This is a genomic window from Sulfitobacter pontiacus, from assembly GCF_040790665.1.
Lineage (GTDB): Bacteria > Pseudomonadota > Alphaproteobacteria > Rhodobacterales > Rhodobacteraceae > Sulfitobacter > Sulfitobacter pontiacus.
Genome location: NZ_CP160849.1, coordinates 193957 through 214232, shown reverse-complemented (window position 1 = coordinate 214232; position 20276 = coordinate 193957). Strand labels below are relative to the sequence as shown.

At 58.4% G+C, this 20276-nt stretch carries 17 protein-coding genes; 8 read left to right on the top strand and 9 right to left on the bottom strand.

Annotated features, from left to right (window positions below; all coding sequences use genetic code 11):
- Positions 1-87: 87 nt before the first annotated feature.
- Positions 88-1110, bottom strand: a complete 1023-nt coding sequence (gene ilvC / locus AB1495_RS00980) for a ketol-acid reductoisomerase (protein ID WP_009824953.1) — start codon at positions 1108-1110, stop codon at positions 88-90.
- A gap of 135 nt (positions 1111-1245) precedes the next feature.
- Between ilvC and AB1495_RS00975 the strand changes: the two genes are divergently transcribed.
- The 3 genes from AB1495_RS00975 to AB1495_RS00965 are packed head-to-tail and all read left to right on the top strand — an operon-like array spanning position 1246 to position 3336.
- A complete protein-coding gene (locus AB1495_RS00975) occupies positions 1246-1701 on the top strand; it encodes an Lrp/AsnC family transcriptional regulator (RefSeq protein ID WP_074634511.1) in 456 nt (151 codons plus the stop codon).
- Complete coding sequence (locus AB1495_RS00970; protein ID WP_005854186.1) at positions 1698-2159, top strand: Lrp/AsnC family transcriptional regulator; 462 nt, start codon at positions 1698-1700, stop codon at positions 2157-2159. Before AB1495_RS00975 ends, AB1495_RS00970 begins: the two co-directional genes overlap by 4 nt.
- Positions 2160-2208: 49 nt before the next feature.
- On the top strand, positions 2209-3336 hold the full coding sequence (locus AB1495_RS00965; protein WP_074634783.1) for an aminotransferase class V-fold PLP-dependent enzyme: 1128 nt from the start codon (positions 2209-2211) through the stop codon (positions 3334-3336).
- 18 nt (positions 3337-3354) lie between these two features.
- Here AB1495_RS00965 and AB1495_RS00960 read toward each other — a convergent pair whose 3' ends face one another.
- Together AB1495_RS00960 and AB1495_RS00955 are read right to left on the bottom strand one after the other, a co-directional pair.
- Positions 3355-4557, bottom strand: coding sequence for a UbiH/UbiF family hydroxylase (locus tag AB1495_RS00960; protein WP_074634510.1), 1203 nt, complete (start codon positions 4555-4557; stop codon positions 3355-3357).
- A 9-nt stretch (positions 4558-4566) separates the two neighbouring features.
- Positions 4567-5214 (bottom strand): pyrimidine 5'-nucleotidase, encoded by a 648-nt coding sequence (locus AB1495_RS00955; RefSeq protein WP_005854183.1) that lies wholly within the window; start codon positions 5212-5214, stop codon positions 4567-4569.
- Positions 5215-5312: 98 nt separating this feature from the next.
- Here AB1495_RS00955 and AB1495_RS00950 point away from each other — a divergent pair, with 98 nt between their 5' ends.
- Positions 5313-5966: a GntR family transcriptional regulator gene (locus tag AB1495_RS00950; protein WP_005854182.1), complete on the top strand. Its 654-nt coding sequence runs from the start codon at positions 5313-5315 to the stop codon at positions 5964-5966.
- On the opposite strand, the gene AB1495_RS00945 is transcribed toward AB1495_RS00950, so the two are convergent.
- Positions 5963-7879: a glycosyltransferase family 2 protein gene (locus tag AB1495_RS00945; RefSeq protein WP_074634509.1), complete on the bottom strand. Its 1917-nt coding sequence runs from the start codon at positions 7877-7879 to the stop codon at positions 5963-5965. The two genes, AB1495_RS00950 and AB1495_RS00945, sit on opposite strands and share 4 nt — an antisense overlap.
- 97 nt (positions 7880-7976) lie before the next feature.
- A complete protein-coding gene (gene carA / locus AB1495_RS00940) occupies positions 7977-9137 on the bottom strand; it encodes a glutamine-hydrolyzing carbamoyl-phosphate synthase small subunit (RefSeq protein ID WP_005854180.1) in 1161 nt (386 codons plus the stop codon).
- A 199-nt stretch (positions 9138-9336) separates the two neighbouring features.
- Here carA and AB1495_RS00935 point away from each other — a divergent pair, with 199 nt between their 5' ends.
- The gene (locus AB1495_RS00935) at positions 9337-9795 is read left to right on the top strand and encodes a GatB/YqeY domain-containing protein (protein WP_005854179.1); all 459 of its coding nucleotides are present in this window, start codon (positions 9337-9339) and stop codon (positions 9793-9795) included.
- Between the two features lie 3 nt (positions 9796-9798).
- Here AB1495_RS00935 and AB1495_RS00930 read toward each other — a convergent pair whose 3' ends face one another.
- From AB1495_RS00930 to AB1495_RS00920, 3 genes are all read right to left on the bottom strand, one after another.
- Positions 9799-10281, bottom strand: coding sequence for a DUF2244 domain-containing protein (locus AB1495_RS00930; protein WP_074634508.1), 483 nt, complete (start codon positions 10279-10281; stop codon positions 9799-9801).
- Between the two features lie 104 nt (positions 10282-10385).
- A complete protein-coding gene (locus AB1495_RS00925) occupies positions 10386-10772 on the bottom strand; it encodes a VOC family protein (RefSeq protein ID WP_074634507.1) in 387 nt (128 codons plus the stop codon).
- 4 nt (positions 10773-10776) lie between these two features.
- On the bottom strand, positions 10777-14217 hold the full coding sequence (locus AB1495_RS00920) for a pyruvate carboxylase (RefSeq protein WP_074634506.1): 3441 nt from the start codon (positions 14215-14217) through the stop codon (positions 10777-10779).
- A 349-nt stretch (positions 14218-14566) separates the two neighbouring features.
- On the opposite strand from AB1495_RS00920, the gene AB1495_RS00915 reads away from it, so the two are divergent.
- Positions 14567-16987: an ATP-dependent helicase gene (locus tag AB1495_RS00915; RefSeq protein WP_074634505.1), complete on the top strand. Its 2421-nt coding sequence runs from the start codon at positions 14567-14569 to the stop codon at positions 16985-16987.
- A 220-nt stretch (positions 16988-17207) separates the two neighbouring features.
- Here AB1495_RS00915 and AB1495_RS00910 read toward each other — a convergent pair whose 3' ends face one another.
- Positions 17208-17420, bottom strand: a complete 213-nt coding sequence (locus AB1495_RS00910; RefSeq protein WP_005854169.1) for a DUF1127 domain-containing protein — start codon at positions 17418-17420, stop codon at positions 17208-17210.
- A gap of 513 nt (positions 17421-17933) precedes the next feature.
- On the opposite strand from AB1495_RS00910, the gene AB1495_RS00905 reads away from it, so the two are divergent.
- Positions 17934-19004, top strand: a complete 1071-nt coding sequence (locus tag AB1495_RS00905; RefSeq protein ID WP_009824939.1) for an Mrp/NBP35 family ATP-binding protein — start codon at positions 17934-17936, stop codon at positions 19002-19004.
- Between the two features lie 768 nt (positions 19005-19772).
- Entirely contained in the window at positions 19773-20276 is a 504-nt protein-coding gene (gene mraZ, locus AB1495_RS00900; protein ID WP_081781250.1) for a division/cell wall cluster transcriptional repressor MraZ, read from the top strand.

Below are 20276 nucleotides of genomic sequence, written 5' to 3'. Positions count from 1 at the left end.
AACTCGGCCCGCCAGATGTGACAGCCGGTTGCGCAAAAGAAAAGGCCCGGTGCAAAACCGGGCCTTTCCACATCGCTGCATCGGCGATCAGTTCTTGGATTTGTCGACCATCTTGCCGGCGGAGATCCAGGGCATCATTTCGCGCAGCTTGCCGCCGACGACTTCGATCTGATGCTCGTCATTGGCGCGACGCGAGGATTTCAGCGTGGGCTGACCGACGGAGTTTTCCAGCATGAAGTCACGCACGAATTTGCCCGACTGGATGTCGCTGAGAACGGCCTTCATGCGCGCTTTGGTCTCGTCGTAGGGCAGGATGCGCGGGCCGGAGACATATTGGCCGTATTCCGCTGTGTTCGAGATCGAGTAGTCCATGTTGGCGATGCCGCCTTCATAGATCAGGTCAACGATCAGCTTGGTTTCGTGCAGACATTCGAAATAGGCCATTTCGGGCTCGTAGCCGGCTTCGACCAGTGTTTCAAAGCCGCAGCGGATCAGTTCAACGATACCGCCGCACAGAACAGCCTGTTCGCCGAACAGATCGGTTTCACATTCTTCGCGGAAGTTGGTTTCGATGATGCCGGACCGGCCGCCACCGATGGCGGAGCAATAGGACAGGCCGATTTCCAGCGCTTTGCCGGTGGCGTCGGTGTCTACCGCAACCAGGCAAGGCACGCCGCCGCCTTTGGTGTATTCGCCGCGCACAGTGTGGCCCGGGCCTTTGGGGGCCATCATGATCACATCAACGCCGGGTTTGGGTTCGATCAGGCCGAAGTGGACGTTCAACCCGTGGGCGAATGCGATTGCAGCGCCTTCGCGGATGTTGTCGTGCACGTATTTCTTGTAGGTTTCAGCCTGCAGTTCGTCGGGCATGGTGAACATGATCACATCGGCCCAAGCTGCTGCTTCGGCGATTTCCATGACTTTCAGGCCTTCGCCTTCGGCTTTCGCTTTCGAAGCGGAGCCTTCGCGCAGCGCAACGACGAGGTTTTTCGCACCGGAATCACGCAGGTTCAGCGCGTGGGCGTGGCCCTGGGAGCCGTAGCCGAGGATGGCGACTTTCTTGTCCTTGATCAGGTTCACATCGCAGTCACGGTCGTAATAAACGCGCATTGGGGCGTCCTTTCGGGTTCGTTGAAATCTAGGGAGACCATATCGAAGCTGCTGCGAGATGCTATTGCGGAATTGTGAGTTTATTTGGCAAAATGAAGATGATAATGCGCGGTATGCGGTAAAAATGGAAAAATCATGCTTGATGATATGGATCGACGACTTCTGCGCCACTGGCAAGCGGATGCGGGGTTGTCGCCGGCGGAGCTGGCCGACCTTACGGGGCTAACAGCGGGTAAGGTGTCGCGGCGGATCACGCGCATGCAGGAAACCGGGATCGTGCAGGGGGTGGCGGCTGTCGTCGATTGGGCGGCATTGGGCTACACAGTCGAAGTGTCCTTGCGGATCACCTTGGACAAGACGCAGGGCAATGCCTTCGACCGCTTTCTTGAAGAGGCACGCCAGCTGCCTGAGGTGATCGAGTTCCAGACCTTTCTGGGGCGGGTGGATGTGCGCCTATCGGTAATTGCGCGGGATATGGCGCATTATCAGCAGATTTACCGGGAGGGTATTCTGACCTTGCCGCATATTGCCGATATCGAGGCGCTGATGCATGTGGCGCGGATCAAGTCAGAGGAGGCGTTACCGCTATGATTACGCTCGATGAGGTGGATCACCGGCTGATCCGGTCGCTTGCGCGGGATGCCACTCAAAGCGCCGGTGCCCTGGGGCGTCATCTGGGGCTGTCGCAGCCTGCCACTTGGCGGCGGATCAAACGGTTGGAGGAGGCAGGCATCTTGCGCGGCAAGAGGTTGCGCTTGAACCGGGAGGCATTGGGGTTCGGCGTCACCGTCTTTCTCGGCGTCAAGCTTGCGACCAAAGGGCGGGTTAGCCTAGAGGATTTCGAACGCGCCGTCAGTGCCATCCCCGAGGTCCAAACGGTGGAGCATGTTCTGGGGCTATATGACTACCGTTTACGGGTTGTTGCGCGGGATCTGGCGGATTTCGAACGGGTACTGCGGCGGCGGATCATGACCCTGCCGGGGGCGGGGGCGGTCGAGGCAAATGTGCTTCTAAGCGAGGAACGACTGACCGGACCTTTGGGCCTGTGACTTTACCACGCAAGCGGCTATGTTCGCGCGAAACCATCAGGAGGATATCATGCCCGCTTTGCTAAATTCAGTTGACCCGGAAGGGCTTGAAGAGTTTTCGGTCGTGTTCACCGACCGGTCCTTGAACCATATGAGCGCCGTGTTCCAAGAGGTCATGCGCGACATCAGCGCTTTGCTCAAGGACGTATACAAGGCCGATGCCGTGGCTGTCGTCCCCGGGGGCGGCACCTACGGGATGGAGGCGGTCGCCCGTCAATTTGCACGGGGGGCCGAGGTGCTGGTCGTGCGCAACGGCTGGTTTTCCTATCGGTGGAGCCAGATCATCGAGAGCGGCGATCTGACCGGCAATGCCACCGTCATGAAGGCGCAGATGCAGGGCAACAGCACGCCCGCGCCCTTCGCCCCAAGCCCGATTGATGACGTTGTCAAAGCCATCGAGACGCATAAGCCGCAGGTGGTTTTCGCACCTCATGTGGAGACCAGTGCGGGGGTGATCCTGCCCGATGACTATATCAAGCAGATGGCAGAAGCGGCCCATGCCGTCGGCGCGCTGGTGGTGCTGGATTGCATCGCGTCGGGCTGCGCATGGGTGGATATGAAGGCGCTTGGCGTCGACGTATTGCTCTCTGCGCCGCAAAAGGGCTGGAGCGCGTCACCCTCTGCCGGGCTGGTCATGATGTCGGAGCGCGCTGTTGCACGCATGGGAGAGACCACATCGGACAGTTTTGCCATCGATCTGGCCAAGTGGCATAGCATTATGAAAGCCTATGAAAATGGTGGCCACGCCTATCACGCGACCATGCCGACCGATGCGCTACGGCAATTCCGCGATACCATGCTTGAGACGAAATCCTACGGGTTTGACCGTCTGAAAGAGGCGCAGTGGCGTCTGGGGGATTCCGTGCGCAAGATGCTGGCGGAGAGGGGCGTTACCTCTGTCGCGGCGGAAGGTTTTGGCGCGCCGGGGGTGGTGGTGAGCTATACTGCGGATCCCTCCGTGCAAAACGGCAAGGCCTTTGCTGCCGAAGGGATGCAGATCGCCGCTGGTGTGCCCTTGATGTGTGACGAGCCGGAGGATTTCCAGACCTTCCGTCTGGGGCTCTTCGGATTGGACAAGCTTTACGACGTGGATGCCACGCTTGCGCGGTTGGCAGCCGTGGTCGATAAGGTACTGTAAATAAAGGCATGCGGCAGGTCAGCCCTGCCGCATGCCCAAGCCCATCTCCATTAACATGCGCCGTACGGGGGGCAGGGCATATAGCGCGCTGAGCCCTTTGGCGCGGGCATCGCAGGCCAGCGGCGTTGTCGCCTGACTGGCGCGGTTCAAGAGGTCGATGCCGCGCAAGCGCAGTTGAATATCGCCAAAACGCGCCTTGTGATAGGCATCCAGCATGTGCTGGCTGCCCAGATCAGCGTCATGCTTTTGCGCCAGTTCCAGCAGCGTTGCGATGTCTTGCAGCGACATGTTCAACCCCTGCGCGCCGATGGGGGGCATCACATGGGCGGCTTCTGCAATCAGGGCGACGCGTTCAGCCGCGAGGCGCGCGGCATGCTGGCTGATGATCGGCCAGATCGCCCGTTCGGAGGCCAGCGTCAACGGGCCAAGCACGTGGGCACTGCGGTCGGTCGCGGCTTGGGAAAACGCACCTGCGTCAAGCGCCATCCGCGCAAGGCAGGACGCGCCGTCATCCATCCACACCACGGCAGAGCAGGGCAGACCGTCGCGATCGGGCAGGGGTACAAGGGTGAAGGGGCCCCCGCTGCGGTGCACCTCGGTCGACACGTTTTCATGGGGGATCCGGTGTGTCACGGCAAAGGCAAGCGCCTTTTGGCCATAGCTTTGGCGGGTCACTTCAATGCCGGCGGCGTCGCGCATGGGGCTGTCGCGCCCGTCTGCGGCAATCACGAGCTTTGTCGAAATTTTCGTGCCATCGCTGAGGCTTACGCGTGCGCCGGTGGTGCGGGTGAACAAGCTTGTGGTTGCGGTGCCGGAGCGGAAATCCACGTTCGGCAAAGCCTCTAACCGCTCCAGAAGCGCGCGCCTTAACAGCCAGTTCGGGAAGTTCCAGCCGAAAGGTTGGTCCGAGATATCGGCAGCATCAAAGGCGCGGCTGGTCAGCGGGGCCACGCCGTCACCGCCCGCATCCACAATACGCATCACCTGCAACGGTGCCGCGTGTTCTTCCAGATGGGCCCAGATGCCCGCTGCCTCAAGCACGCGGCGCGCCGGTTGCAGCATCGCGGTAGAGCGCATGTCGGCCCCCTTCGCCGCACCATCGGTGACGGGGGGCGTGGGGTCGACGCAGACCACGTTGAAACCCGCGGTGCCGAAAGCCGCTGCCGCCGTCAAACCGGCAATGCCGCCGCCCGAAATCAAGATATCACATGCCATGGTCATGCCCGTCAGTTAGCCCGTGATCTGTGCAAGAAAAGCCGAAAGATCATCGGTGTGGAAATGGATATGCGGCGCGGGGGCGGGGTGTTCGGCCACATGGACGGTACCCATCCCCATGTCATGCGGGGCGATCAGGTTGCGGGGGTCGTCCTCGAACATCACGGCGGTGGTTGGGGTCAATGCGTCGGCGGCAAATATCAGGTCGTAGGCGGCGCGTTCGGGTTTGGGTAAAAATGACGCGTGCTCAACGCCGTAGATAGCATCGAACAGGCCCGACAGCCCCCGTGCGGCAATGACTTTTTCGGCGTAGGGGGCAGTGCCGTTGGTATAGATGATCCGGCGCCCCGGCAGGGCGGCGATCCGCGCTGCAAGCAAAGGATCCGGGATCAGCGCGTCAAAGGAGATCTCGTGCACCTCGTGCAGATAGGGGCCGGGATCAAGGTCGTGTTCGCGCATCAGCCCGGCCAGCGTGGTGCCGTAGGTGTGCCAATAATGTCTGCGCAGATAATCCGCGCGCTGCTCATCGACGTTCAAGGCGGTCATCACCCAATGCGTCATCCGCTGTTCAATCTGGTCAAACAGGCGGGCGGATGGCGGGTATAATGTGTTATCAAGGTCAAAGACCCACGTATTCACATGAGAGAAAGAGGCGTGTGGCATGGGGACTTGCTACGCTGACCAGATGATCTGCGCAAGATCACGGGGTTGCGCAATTGGACGCGGGGGCTAAGGTGCCGGAGCCTTTTGAAAGAGAACCAATGACGACGCCACGCTCCGGACCCACAGACGCCTATTCCATGATCCTGGACGCGATTGACGTGGGCACCTATCGCCCCGGTGATCGGTTGGTGGAAAGCGAATTGGCCGAACGCTTCGGTGTCTCGAGAACGCCGGTTCGTGAAGCATTACAACGGCTTGAGACGCAATCCTTGCTCGCGCGGGACGGGCGGAGCCTGATCGTTGCATCGTTGGACCACAATCAGGTGGCCGAACTTTACGTCGTACGCGGCGAGTTGGAGGGGTTGGCCGCGCGGCTTGCCGCCCGTCACGCCACCGCTGAAGAAGTCCGTGTATTGCGCGAAATGGTCGAGGAAGACGACGCTTTTCGCGACAATCCAGCGGCGCTGGCGCGTGCGAACCGCCGATTTCACAAACAAATTCATCTCGCGTCGCACAACCGGTATTTGGTGCAGCAACTTGATCTTGTACACCGGTCCATGGCGCTGATGGCGACATCGTCACTGGCCGTGGATGGGCGCGGTGCGATCGCGCAGGATGAACATGACCGCATTGTTCAGATGATCGAACAGCGTGACGAAGATGGTGCGGATGAAGCATTGCGCACGCATATTTCTGTCGCCTTCATGACGCGGCTCAAGCAAGAAGCGGCACAGCGCAAAGACGAAGGCTAGGGTGGACGAAGTGGTGGCACCTTAGAACCGATGGGGCTGGATTTATGTGGTACGCCATGTTCGGTCTTGTCCCAATAGAACGGCGTGACCACGAATTCGTATAGCGCCTTATAGGCAGCGAAAGAGCCGAGTATAAAGTAAAATGGCAGGGTGATTGCCCAGGGTATAAGGTGGCGATGCTGCGGACCCGAAACCGCGGTCATCGCGACAGATATATTGAGGATTTCCGCGAAGAGGAAATATCCGAAAAGCCCGTAGAACACATCAGCGCCCAGTGTTGTCTGGACAGGATGCGCCGCGCCGAACAGCGGTAGGCAAAAGGACCAGAGCAGGGGGGCAAAGATGAACTGGCAGAACGTCGCGAGGAACAGTACCTGCACGCCCAAAAACCGAATGAGCCCGACATCACGGATCAGTTGGAGGGGGGCACGGCTGTGCACGACCCATGTGATCAAGAAGCCTTTCAGCCATCGTGACCTTTGTTTGATCCACGGCCACGCACGAAAATTGGCCTCTTCGTAAGTGACAGTCGGCAGCAGGTCGGTTTTATAGCCATGCCGTGCGAGGCGGACGCCAAGATCTGCATCTTCGGTGACGTTATGGGAATCCCAGCCCCGCAGTTTCTCCAAAGCGGCGCGGCGGAAAAATAATGTGGTGCCCCCAAGGGGAATGATCAGCCCCAGATGCGCGACACCGGGTAGGATCACGCGCCACCAAGTCGCATATTCCAGGGTGAAACAGCGCGAGATCCAGTTGGTGCGCGCATTGTAAAAATCCAGAACGCCCTGTACACAAGCGACGTTTTTATGCGCCGTATCGAAGTGTTGTACAACGCGGTTGATCTGCTCGGCCTCCGGCGCGTCCTCGGCATCCCACACGCCGATAATACTGCCACTACAAAATTCCAGCGCGTAGTTCAGGGCACGGGGTTTGGTGCGCAGTTTGCCTGCTTGGGGCACTTCGATCACGTCGAACCAGAAGGGCAGTTCGGTTCGCGCGATGGTGTCGCGGGTCATTTGATCGCCTTCCTCCAGCACCAGCACGACCTGCAGCAGCGCCTTGGGATAGCTGAGCTGCGACAGGCGTGCGATCAAGGCGCTGGCAATCTCCTCCTCATGAAGAAGCGGGACAAGAACCGATACCTTTGGCCATCGTGTCGGGAGCGATGGCGCGGTGGGGTCTGAAGGCAGTGGTGTGTTCCCCCACAGGCAGCGCGCCAGAAAGGCCGATAATCGTAGCGTCATGATCATAGTACTGCAGAACAACGCCCATAGAACAAACGCCGTAAACGTCACCGCGGGGAGTAACGCGAACAGCATGCTCGCGACAAAAATGACACCGGCGGCCCAAATACGCCGGCGCGGCCCGGCAACCCGCCATGTTCGGCAGCTTTCATGAGGGGGCACACGCTCTGCCGCGCGTTTGGCAAGTTCGGTCCCGTAAAGCGCGGTGATCTGACGGTTGATCTGCGCGGGTTCTGCCAGCACCGGTACGATGTCCCGATCGCTGTTGCCGAAGGCGTCGCGGGTAAGGGTATGAAGGGTATCCGGCCGGCTGGTCGCGACAAACAGCGTTTGGCCCATCCGCCGCCACGGCACAATCTTATGGTGCAAGCTGGCTTCGGCAGACAGATGGCGCGCAAGCATCGGTTTGGGCGGGTCTGCGTCAAGATCGACCTGCTGGATCTGATGTTGCAGCGCCAGTGCTTTGGTCACCTCACTGCGCGAGACAAGCCCTTGAGCCACAAGGATTTCCCCAAGCGGTGCATCCAGATCGCGCTGCGCTTCAAGTGCGTGAACCAGATCGGCCTGATCGATCAACCCTGCGTCGACCAATATGCGCCCCAAGGGACGATAGCGCCCGCGCGCACGCGCGGGACTGGGTGCTTTCAGCTCTAATCCAAGGTTGCTCAACGGGCGAATCCCTTCCTGTCGGAATAGGACCACCTTGGGAGAGATGCCTTAATGGGGCGTTAATTGCGGATGAAGAGAACGCCCGCAACTGTCAGGTTTAGCTGGCCCGCTCTGCCATCGCCGCGGCAAAGCGTTCAAACAGATAGAAACTGTCTTGCGGGCCGGGGCTCGCTTCGGGGTGGTGCTGAACGGACCAGACGGGCCGCCCCTCCATCCGGATGCCGCAGTTGGAGCCGTCAAACAACGACTGATGGGTTTCAACCACTCCGCTTGGCAGGCTTTGCGCATCGACGGCAAACCCATGGTTCATCGAGGTGATTTCGACCTTGCCGGTATCAATGTCCTTAACGGGGTGGTTCGCGCCGTGGTGACCGTGACCCATTTTGACCGTCTGCCCGCCAAGAGCCAGCGCAAGCATCTGGTGGCCAAGGCAAATGCCGAAAACCGGAAGCTCTGTCTTTTCGATGACATCCTTGATCATCGGCACAGCATACACGCCGGTCGCCGCCGGATCGCCGGGGCCGTTCGACAAGAAAACCCCGTCAGGATTATGCGCCATCACATCTTCATACGTGGCAGAGGCGGGCAGCACCGTGACGTCGCAGCCGGCCGAGGCAAGGCAGCGCAGGATGTTGCGCTTGGCACCGTAGTCGATCGCGACCACTTTATGAGGTGCGTTTTCCTGCGCAGTATAGCCGTCGGGCCAAGCCCACCGCATTTCATTCCAGCGATAGGATTGTTTGCAGCTGACATCTTTCGCCAGATCCATGCCTTCCAGGCCCGCGAAACCTCGTGCCGCAGCGACCAGCGCTTCGACGTCGAAAACGCCGTCAGGATTATGCGCCAATGCCGCGTGTGGGGCCCCTTGCTGCCGGATGGCGCGGGTCAGGCGGCGGGTATCAATACCACCAATCGCGATGCGCCCGCGCGAAGCCAGCCATTCGGACAACGGCTGGACCGAACGCCAGTTGCTCGGGTCGGTGGGCATCCATTTGACAACCATCCCCGCTGCGACCGGATCGCCGGTTTCGTCATCTTCGGGGTTCGTGCCGGTGTTACCGATGTGGGGGAAGGTAAAGGTCACGATCTGCCCCGCGTAGGACGGGTCGGTCATGATTTCCTGATAGCCCGTCATCGCTGTATTAAAGCAAAGCTCGGCCACGGTCTCTCCCGTTGCGCCAAAGCCCATGCCGTAGAAAATCGATCCGTCCGCTAGCGCCAGGCAGGCAGTCGGACGAGGTGATGTGGTCGCGGTCATGTCGGGGGCCTCCAGCGGCAGGTATATGGAGCTAAACGGTGGCAACCTAAAGCCGCAGTTCGTCGGGGTCAATAGTAGGTTGAAAATGAAATATCGTTGTTATTCAATGGGTTGCGCGAGGCTTGTGGCATTGCCTGCGCCGCGCAATATCTCTATGTTGCACGGCTTAATACCCCCTAGGGTCAAAAGGACGATGGTAATGGTACTGCGCACTCGCATCTCGGATGCACTGAAACAGGCAATGAAAGACAAGGCGGCGGACCGGCTGTCGACCCTGCGGCTGATCAATGCGGCGATCAAGGATAAAGACATCGCGGCGCGTGCTGATGAGGGCGACACGGGTGTTGGCGATGCTGAAGTGCTCGCGATTTTAGGTAAAATGGCGAAACAACGTATGGAATCCGTACGCGCTTATGAAGAGGGCGGGCGGCTTGATCTTGCGGATCGCGAGCGTGAAGAGATCGCCGTGATCGAAGAGTTTCTGCCCCGTCAGCTGACCGAAGAAGAAACCGCCAAGGCCGTCGATGCCGCCATTGCGGAAGTGGGCGCGACATCGATCCGTGACATGGGCAAGGTGATCGGCCTGCTTAAAGGTAAGTACACGGGGCAAATGGATTTTGGCGCGGTTGGTCCCAAAGTGAAAGAGCGGCTGAGCTAGGTCTCAGCGCATCAGCGAACGGTTCAGCTCGTCATACAGGGCGATCCGTTCCTCTTCGCTCAGGAAGGTCCCGATTTCGACCTCGCGGCCCATGCCGCGGAGGGTCACGTAATGGGGTACGGGGCCGTCTTTTTCATATTTCGTCACGACGGCCCAATGCCGGTTGCACTGCCATTCCTTGACCTCTCCGCGCGCGGTGCGATGGGATAAATGTGCTGTATTGTGGTCGAGCGTAAACACTTCTTCAATCTGTCTGGCCTTATGGTTGCGCTGTAGCGCCCAATACATCGCCGCGACGGCGGCCAGCATGAAAGGAAGAAGCCCCCACAGCAGAACAGTCCCCAACAGTGGCAGAACGGGGATCAGAATTAGGACAAACGTGACAAGGATAAAACTTGCGAATCCCTTTGCCGGCAGGGATTGGTGCGGCCGCAGGCAAAGAACCTGCGTCGAGGCCTCGGGTCGTGTTTTCCATTCATAGGGCATGGGAGGTGTCCATCTGTCGTGCCAAGCCTGAACGTAGCAGCAGAACGGGCCTGATCAATGCGGCAGAATGCATCCGGCCCCAAGTGTCAGGGCCGATGCTGTCTTTACGCGGTCGTGCGCGGTTCAATCAGATCCCAGCGATGGCCGAAAACGTCGCGGAACACGGCGACAGTGCCATAGGGTTCATGGCGAGGGGCTTCTTCGAATGTCACGCCCCCAGCCAAAAGTCGGGCATGGTCGCGGGCAAAATCCTCGGTCTCTAGAAACAACCAGACACGCCCCGCACCTTGGTTCCCAATCGCGGCACGCTGAACATCGTCGCCGGGTTCGGCGAGGATAAAGCCGGTGCCGCCACCCGAAGGGGTGACGCGCACCCAGCGTTTATGCCCCTGGTCCTCGTCCTGTGTCAGGTCGAACCCCATCGTGCCACAGTAAAAGGATATTCCTTCGTCGTAGCTGGGAACGATCAAGGTCAGGGCAGAAAGGCGCATGGGATCACTCCAACTCGACCAGCAGATCCTTGGCGTCGATCTGGCCCCCGGGCGTGACATGCACCGCTTTGACGACAGCATCGCGGTCCGCGTGGATACCGGTTTCCATTTTCATCGCCTCGATGGTCAGAAGCAGGTCGCCGGATTTGACCTTTTGACCCACCGTCGCCCCGACCGAGGCAACAACACCCGGCATCGGCGCTCCGATGTGATTGACGTTACCAATCTCGGCCTTGGGACGCTGTGCAGTCGTCGCTTTGACCATCCGGTTGGGCACGCGCACGACGCGCGGCTGGCCATTCAGTTCAAAAAAGACCTTAACGTCGCCGTCTTCATTGGTCTCGCTCAAGGCTTGCAGACGAATTTCCAGCGTCTTGCCCGGGTCGATTTCCGCGGTGATCTCTTCGCCCGGCTCCATCCCGTAGAAAAAGGTGCGGGTCGGCAATACGCGGACAGGGCCATAGGTCCGGTGACGGCCCATGTAATCCAGGAAAACCTTGGGATACATGAGGTACCCCGACAGGTCATCGTCTTCAACCTGAGCCCCTTCCAGAAGGTCGCGCAATTCTTTGCGTGTCGCTTCAAGATCGGCAGGGGGCAGATGCGCACCGGGGCGTTCCGTGTTCGGTTTGTCGCCTTTGAGGATTTTGTCGACGATTGCGTCAGGGAACCCGCCCGGAGGCTGGCCCAGATTGCCGCGCATCATGTCGATCACGCTGTCAGGAAAGGACATTTCCACCTTCGGGTCTTCGACCTGCGCGCGGGTTAACCCTTGGGATACCATCATCAGAGCCATGTCGCCGACCACTTTGGACGACGGCGTCACCTTGACGATATCACCAAACATCTGGTTCACCTCGGCATAGGTTTTGGCGACCTCGGGCCAACGATCATCCAGCCCCATCGACGCGGCCTGCGCCTTGAGGTTGGTGAACTGCCCGCCGGGCATCTCGTGCAGATAGACTTCGGAGGAAGGGGCCTGCATGCCGGTCTCGAACGCGGCATATTCGCCACGCACGTCTTCCCAGTAGTTAGAGATTTCGCGCACCGCGTCCATCGACAGGCCCGTGTCGCGATCCGTGTGTTTCAGCGCTTCGACCACGGACCCGAGCGTCGCCTGAGACGTGTTGCCCGATAGCGCGTCCATGGCGCAATCTACCGCGTCCACGCCTGCCTCGGAGGCTGCCATGATCGTCGCGGTCGCCGTGCCTGCGGTATCATGCGTGTGGAAATGGATCGGCAGGCCGACTTCGGATTTCAGCGCTTTGATCAATACTTTGGCTGCATTCGGCTTGAGCACGCCGGCCATGTCTTTCAGGCCCAGAACATGGGCACCGGCCGCTTTCAGCTCCTTGCCCATAGCAACATAGTATTTCAGGTCGTACTTCGATCGGTCCGGATCAAAAATGTCGCCGGTATAGCAAACGGTACCTTCGCAAATCTTACCGTTCTCAATCACCGCATCCATCGCGACACGCATGTTTTCAACCCAGTTCAGGCTATCAAACACGCGGAAAACATCGACACCCTCGGTCGCGGCCACGCGGACGAATTCTTGCACCACATTGTCCGAATAATTGGTATAGCCCACGCCATTCGACCCGCGCAGCAGCATTTGCGTCATCACGTTTGGCAGGGCAGCGCGTAGGTCGCGCAGGCGTTGCCACGGACATTCTTGCAAGAACCGGTAGGCCACATCAAAGGTCGCACCGCCCCAGCACTCCATCGAGAAAAGCTGTGGAAGATTAGCGGCATAGGCGGGTGCAACCTTGATCATGTCATGGCTGCGCATCCGCGTCGCAAGCAATGACTGGTGACCGTCGCGCATGGTGGTGTCGGTGATCAACAGCTGCCGCTGCTGCCCCATCCAATCGGCAACAGCCTGCGGCCCTTTTTGTTCAAGCAAGTTACGGGTGCCCATCATCGGCTCGGCTCGGGCGGCGGGCGGCTGCGGCGCGCGGACGGCCGCCGCAGGGCGTTCGAACCCCTTGGTTTCAGGGTGCCCGTTCACCGTAATATCAGCGATATATGTTAATACTTTGGTCGCCCGATCGCGGCGCTTTTCAAAGGTAAAAAGCTCGGGTGTCTGGTCGATAAATTTGGTGTGGTAGCTATTATCGAGGAAGGTCGGGTGTTTCAGCAGATTTTCGACAAAGGCGATGTTTGTCGACACGCCCCGGATGCGGAACTCGCGCAGGGCGCGGTCCATGCGGGCGATCGCTTGCTCGGGCGTTTGAGCTTTCGCCGTCACCTTGACCAAAAGACTGTCATAATAGCGCGTGATCACCCCACCTGAATAGGCGGTACCGCCGTCCAAGCGGATGCCCATGCCGGTGGCCTCACGAAAGGCGGTGATGCGGCCATAATCAGGAATGAAGTTGTTTTGGGGGTCTTCGGTGGTAATCCGAGTTTGCAACGCATGGCCGTTCAGCTGCACATCTGCCTGCGAGGCCTTGCCCGTCGCCTCGGCGATGGTCTTGCCTTCGGCAATTAAGATTTGCGCCTGGACGATATCGATGCCGGTGACCTCTTCGGTGACCGTGTGTTCGACCTGAACCCTTGGATTTACCTCGATAAAATAAAACTTGCCGTCGTCCATATCCATCAGGAATTCGACCGTACCGGCACATTCATAGTTAACATGTGCACAGATTTTGCGGCCCAATTCGCAAATCTCGGCGCGTTGTTCTTCGGTAAGATAGGGGGCAGGCGCGCGTTCGACGACCTTTTGGTTGCGACGCTGAACGGAACAATCTCTTTCAAATAGATGGTAGATTTCGCCGTGACTGTCGCCCAAAATCTGCACCTCGACATGGCGCGCCTTCAGGATCATCTTTTCCAGATAGCCTTCGCCATTGCCAAAGGCCGCTTCTGCCTCGCGCCGGCCTTCCATCACTTTTTCTTTAAGTTCTTCTTCATTCGCGATGGGGCGCATGCCACGACCCCCGCCACCCCAGGACGCCTTGAGCATCAGCGGGTAGCCAACCTCTGCCGCCTGCTTGCGGACGACCTCCATATCATCGCCTAGAACGTCTGTGGCGGGGACGACCGGCACGCCGGCCTCCATCGCCACGCGTCGCGCGCTGGCCTTGTCGCCCAAGGCGCGCATTGTTTCCGCACGCGGCCCGATAAAAGTAATACCGTTCTGCGCGCAAGCATCTACAAAATCGGGATTTTCTGACAGTAGCCCATAGCCCGGGTGGATCGCATCCGCGCCCGAGGCTTTGGCCACGCGGATGATTTCATCGATGCTCAAATAGGCGGCGACAGGCCCCAAACCGGCCCCGATCCGATAGGCTTCATCGGCCTTGAAACGGTGTAAGCCCAGCTTATCTTCCTCGGCGAAAACGGCGACCGTCTTTTTTCCCATCTCGTTGGCCGCGCGCATAATTCGAATGGCGATCTCGCCGCGGTTTGCGATTAGAATTTTCTTAAAGTCGGTCATAGCTAGGCCTTCCTGCTGGCGAGAAATCTTAATTTTCAAGCGTCTAGAGCACGCGCTAACGCTGCGCTGCGGCATTGTTGCGTCTGTTTGACGCGGTGTGCAAGTAGAAGTTTTTTTGCGCTCCGCGGGGGATTTTTAACCATTTGGAAAGAGATGGGGTGCTACGCCGAGTCGAGGGCGCGATCGTAACTATGCAAAGACATCAGTAATAAGGAGAAACAGATAACAATAATTCCTGCGGCTTTGACGCTAGACGGCTAGCAAACCGCCGCTGCATTATAGAAAATGCGGCGGGAACATTTTGCGAACGTGTCTTTTATTTGGTGCGTGCGCAGGATAGATTGGCCGCATGAGTGATTTTGACGAAATGGCCGCCTTTGAGGGCGCTTCCCTATCATCGCGCGCTATGGCTGCGCGTCCGCAACCCTATCTTGATGGGCTGAATCCGGCCCAGCGTGCCGCGGTGGAGCAGATGGATGGCCCTGTCTTGATGCTCGCGGGGGCAGGCACGGGCAAGACCAAGGCTCTGACGGCGCGGATCGTGCATCTGATGAACACCGGGCGCGCCCGCCCGAACGAGATTCTCGCGGTAACCTTCACCAATAAGGCCGCGCGCGAGATGAAAAACCGTGTGGGGCATATGCTGGGGCAGAGCATTGAAGGGATGCCTTGGCTGGGTACGTTTCATGCGATTTGCGTCAAGCTGTTGCGCCGCCATGCTGAATTGGTCGGGCTAAAGTCGAACTTCACCATTCTGGACACGGATGACCAGCTGCGTCTGCTCAAGCAGTTGATCAAAGCGGAAGGGATTGATGACAAACGTTGGCCCGCGCGTTTGCTGTCAGGCGTTATTGATGGCTGGAAAAACCGCGCATTGACGCCCGAGAAAATTCCTACGGCCGATGCGGGGGCATATAACCACCGCGGGGCGGAGCTTTATGCGCAGTATCAAGCGCGGCTTAAAGATCTGAACGCCTGCGACTTCGGTGATTTGCTGCTGCATATGGTCACCATTTTCCAGCAGCATGAAGACGTGCTGGGGCAATATCAGCGGTGGTTCAAATATATTCTGGTGGATGAGTATCAGGATACCAACGTGGCACAGTATTTGTGGCTCCGTCTGCTGGCCTCTGGCCACAAGAATATCTGCTGTGTCGGGGATGACGACCAGTCGATCTATGGATGGCGAGGGGCCGAGGTGGGCAACATCCTGCGGTTCGAAAAAGATTTCCCCGGTGCTCATGTGGTGCGGTTGGAACAGAACTACCGGTCAACACCGCACATTCTGGCGGCCGCTTCGGGCGTGATCGCAGGAAACGAGGGGCGTTTGGGCAAGACCTTGTGGACGGAATCCCGTGAGGGTGAAAAGCTGCGTCTCATCGGCCATTGGGATGGCGAGGAAGAGGCGCGTTGGATCGGCGACGAAATCGAAGCGTTGCAGCGCGGCACACGCGAGCTTGATCCATACACATTGGACGATATGGCGATTCTTGTACGGGCATCACACCAGATGCGCGCGTTTGAAGATCGATTCCTGACCATTGGCCTACCGTACCGCGTGATCGGTGGCCCGCGTTTCTATGAACGGTTAGAAATTCGCGACGCCATGGCCTATTTCAGGGTGGTTACCTCGCCTGATGACGATCTTGCTTTTGAGAGAATCGTGAACACGCCCAAGCGTGGTTTAGGCGATAAAGCACAACAAAATATACAGAAAACCGCGCGGGAAAACGGTGTGAACCTCGTGGAGGGGGCGCGGATCCTGTTGGCGAATGGCGGGATTGGCGGTCGTGGTGCGGCGCAGTTGCGTCTGCTTATCGACGGGATTCAGCGCTGGTCCGAACTGGCCCGGGGCCCGCGCCTACAGACTGTGGTTGATGACGATAGCGTCATCGACGAAGGTGCGCCGCTGTTTCACGAGGAATATGGCCCGCCCGAGGTCAGCCATGTGGAATTGGCGCAGATTATTTTGGATGAAAGCGGATATACTGGTTTTTGGCAGAACGACAAAACGCCGGAAGCTCCGGGGCGGCTTGAGAACCTGAAGGAGCTGGTTAAAGCGTTGGAGCAGTTCGAGAATCTTCAAGGTTTTCTGGAACACGTCAGCTTGATCATGGATAATGAAAGCGACGATGGCGGCGCCAAAGTGTCGATCATGACGTTGCACGCGGCCAAGGGGCTTGAGTTTCCGGCGGTGTTTCTTCCCGGCTGGGAGGATGGGCTGTTTCCGTCGCAGCGATCGATGGACGAATCCGGCCTGAAGGGGCTGGAGGAAGAGCGGCGGCTTGCCTATGTCGGAATCACCCGGGCCGAGCAGCTTTGCACGATCTCTTTTGCGGCCAATCGCCGCGTGTTTGGTCAGTGGCAAAGCGCGATGCCGTCACGGTTTATCGACGAACTTCCCGAAGCCCATGTGGATGTGCTGACCCCGCCGGGGCTGTATGGTGGCGGGTATGGCGCTGCGATGCCCAAATCGAATCTGCATGAAAAAGCCGCTGAAGCGAATGTATATAATTCTCCGGGGTGGCGAAGGTTGCAGACGCGCAGCCAAGCGCGCAGCGTGAGCCAGCCTTCGGAAGCCCGAAATGTGACGATCGACATGTCCGCCGTCAGCAGTTTTGCGATGGGGGAGCGGGTGTTCCACCAGAAATTTGGCTATGGCGAAGTCGTTGGAATCGAAGGGGATAAGCTTGAGATCAGCTTTGACAAGGCCGGGGTCAAGAAGGTCGTGTCGCGCTATCTGAGCGCATCGGATGACGTTCCGTTCTGAACTGGCGTCATGAGTTTTACGAAATATCAAGAATTAGATGCAAGAACGGCGGTGCTTTGGGAGGAAAGCACCGCCGTCTTTATCTACGTCCCCAATCCAATCGGGAGGAAAGGGGGAAGGGGACGTTTATGAAAGCCGCCGGTCTCAGGGAGGAGGAGGAGACCCGAAGCTTTCTACAGGCACACAACAGGGAGGGTGCGTGTGCCCGATCCAGTATGATTTATGCAGCGTTGCGTGCTGTTTCCAGCGCGATGCCGCGGATTTGCGAGCGGCCCATGCCCAGGTCGTTCAGCTCGCGGTTGGACAAGGAGCTCAGCTCGTTGAAAGTGGAGCGGTATACGCGGCGTTGCTTGCGGCGAGTCTCGAGTGTGGACATCAGCGCGGCAAAGCGGTCTGCCAGGGTCGGTGCGGTTGTAGCGTTCAAGTAGGCCATCGGATACCTCGTCTTGTTTCGTCTGTGTTCGTTATCATTCGTCTTGTGTTGGTTATGTAGTAAAATGCTGCATCTGCACAATAGTCAGATCGTCAATGCTGCTATGCAGAAAATGCATGGGCAAAAGGTGACGTAACGTCTTGATCGGGAACAAAATAACCCTAGCGCAAACGCTTTAGCAGTCAGGAGGAGTTGTATGAAAAAAAATGGCGACGATACCAGGGAGGAGGAGGGTATCGCCGCCGAAAACAAACACATCCGGGAGGAGGATGGATGAGTTTGGTCTTATTCTTGGCTCGCAGTGTCTGCGTTCCTGAAACCTTTTTGACCTATTTGCTGCGGTTGCACAATTCTCAAATTGTGCATTGCTGCCATGCAGCGAAAACATAGGGTTTTGCGTAATTTTTGGGCGCTAAATGTTCGTTTTGCCTTGGTGCTGTGCGGCATGCGAACGTAGGGTTGCGATTTGGCCAGAAACTGCCATGTCAAAAGCAGTCTCGAAAGGAATATGTCATGCCGCTCTCTAAATCCGACGTCGAATCTGCTCTGGCCCGGGTGATGCTGCCGGATGGGAAATCTATCCTTGATCACGATCTGATCCGCGCTTTGACGGTCGAGGGCGATGTGGTGCGCTTTGTTATAGAAGCCCCCAATGCGCAGGTCGCCGCGCAGATGGCCCCGCTGCGCGACGCGGCAGAGGCCGTGGTGCGCGAGGTTGATGGCGTTGCCAGCGTAACAGTCGCCCTGACGGCCCATGGCCCCGCGCCAAAGCAATCGGCCCCAAGCCTAAAGATTGGCGGGCACCCGAAGGCGCAGGATGGCCCGATGAAACCGGCTGGCGTGCAGCGCATTCTCGCCATTGGGTCGGGCAAGGGGGGCGTGGGCAAATCGACCGTGAGCTCGAACCTCGCCGTGGCTTTGGCGCGGGCAGGTCGCAAGGTCGGTTTGCTGGATGCCGATATATATGGTCCCAGTCAGCCGCGTATGATGGGGGTGAACAAGCGGCCCGCCTCGCCGGATGGGAAGACGATCATCCCTCTGCACGCCCATGGTGTGACCCTGATGTCCATCGGTTTTATGATGGAGGAGGGGAAGGCTGTGGTCTGGCGTGGCCCGATGTTGATGGGCGCGCTGCAGCAGATGCTGGGGCAGGTAGAGTGGGGCGAGCTGGACGTGTTGCTTGTCGATCTGCCGCCGGGCACGGGCGATGTGCAGCTGACACTATGTACCAAATCCGAATTGTCTGGCGCGATCGTGGTGTCAACGCCGCAGGACGTGGCGCTGATCGATGCACGCAAGGCGATTGATATGTTCAATACGTTGAAGACGCCTGTATTGGGATTGATCGAGAATATGTCGCTGTTTGTTTGTCCTGATTGTGGGTCCGAACATGAAATCTTTGGCCATGGCGGGGTTGCAGCCGAAGCCGCGAAGATGGAGGTGCCTTTGCTCGGCAGTTTGCCCATCGATCTTGATACCCGGCTTTCCGGCGATGGTGGCACGCCGGTGGCAGCGGGGGATGGGCCGATGGCCCAGGCCTATGCCCGCATCGCCGAAGGTTTGATCAAGGGTGGGATGGCCTAAGGGGCAACCTCCTTCACGGTCCTATCTGTACTCAACGCCGCGCAGCCCCCTGCGCGGCGTTTCGCGTTCATCGGCGTCGTGTGGACGTGCGTATGGGATCGCATGGGAAAACCTCATGGGAAAACATGGGAGATCGCCGGCTGGACCCTGCCGGATTGGCAAGGTGATTCGGCGGAAAATGGCTGTCTGAGGCGCGGAATCCTCAGTTTGCGCGATAAAACAGTTGCAATTGGTGTTGCGATCGGGGAACAAGCCGCGAACACAGGTTGTGGATAACTCTGTGGTCTAAAATTGTTGGGAAATTGTGGGAAATTTCAGCACGCGTTTTTAACCTCAATATGTTGTGTCTAAATTTCACATTTATTCGATATAGGCTAAATATCGCTGATATTTCTTTCCCACATGTTGATTTACAACCCTGTGCAAAACCAAATTTGGTATGTATTTCCCAAAAAACTTATAGACGCCCATCAATTCCCATGGCATCCCTAGTGCATCGGATGAGAACGAGACACGGGGCACCAAACGACCCCAACGACCAAATAAAACTCTAGCAGGTTCATACAGGCACCTCGCTTTCATCAGACCAAGAGATCCGGCGCGCGAGCGAGCAGACATCCCCCCAGGTGGCGCGCGCAGTCGGACTTCCCCGCCAAGGCGGGACGGGCGGCGGGTTGATCAGTGGCAGCAGATCAGCCCGCCGTTTCTACATCTACCGCCGGGGGCATGATTTTAGGGCGCATAAGCGCCGCAGGCAGGGAAAAACACGTGAGCCGCAGGTTCAGAGGCGAAAGCCAACACAAGGTCGATACGAAGGGGCGGGTGTCTATCCCAGCCTCTTTTCGTCGTGTGTTGGAAGCCGGTGATCCGAATTGGCAAAACGGTGGCACGCCCGAGCTGGTGATCGTCTATGGCGACAGCCGCCGCAGCTATCTTGAATGCTATACCATGCAGGCCATCGAAGAGGTGGACGACAAGATCGACGCGCTGCCGCGCGGGTCGATGGAACGCAAGATGCTGCAGCGCCTGTTCCACGGTCAGTCTTTTCCCACATCGGTCGATGAAACGGGCCGCCTGGTTCTGCCCGCCAAGCTGCGCAACAAGATCGACTTGGAAAACGAAGCATTCTTTATCGCCGCCGGTGATACCTTCCAGATCTGGAAGCCCGAAACCTACGAGACCGAGGAAAAGGCCCGCGAAGAGGAATGGCTGGACGATCTGCCAGAAGACTTTGATCCGATGGCCTTCCTGGACGGCAAGCCGGAGGCTTGA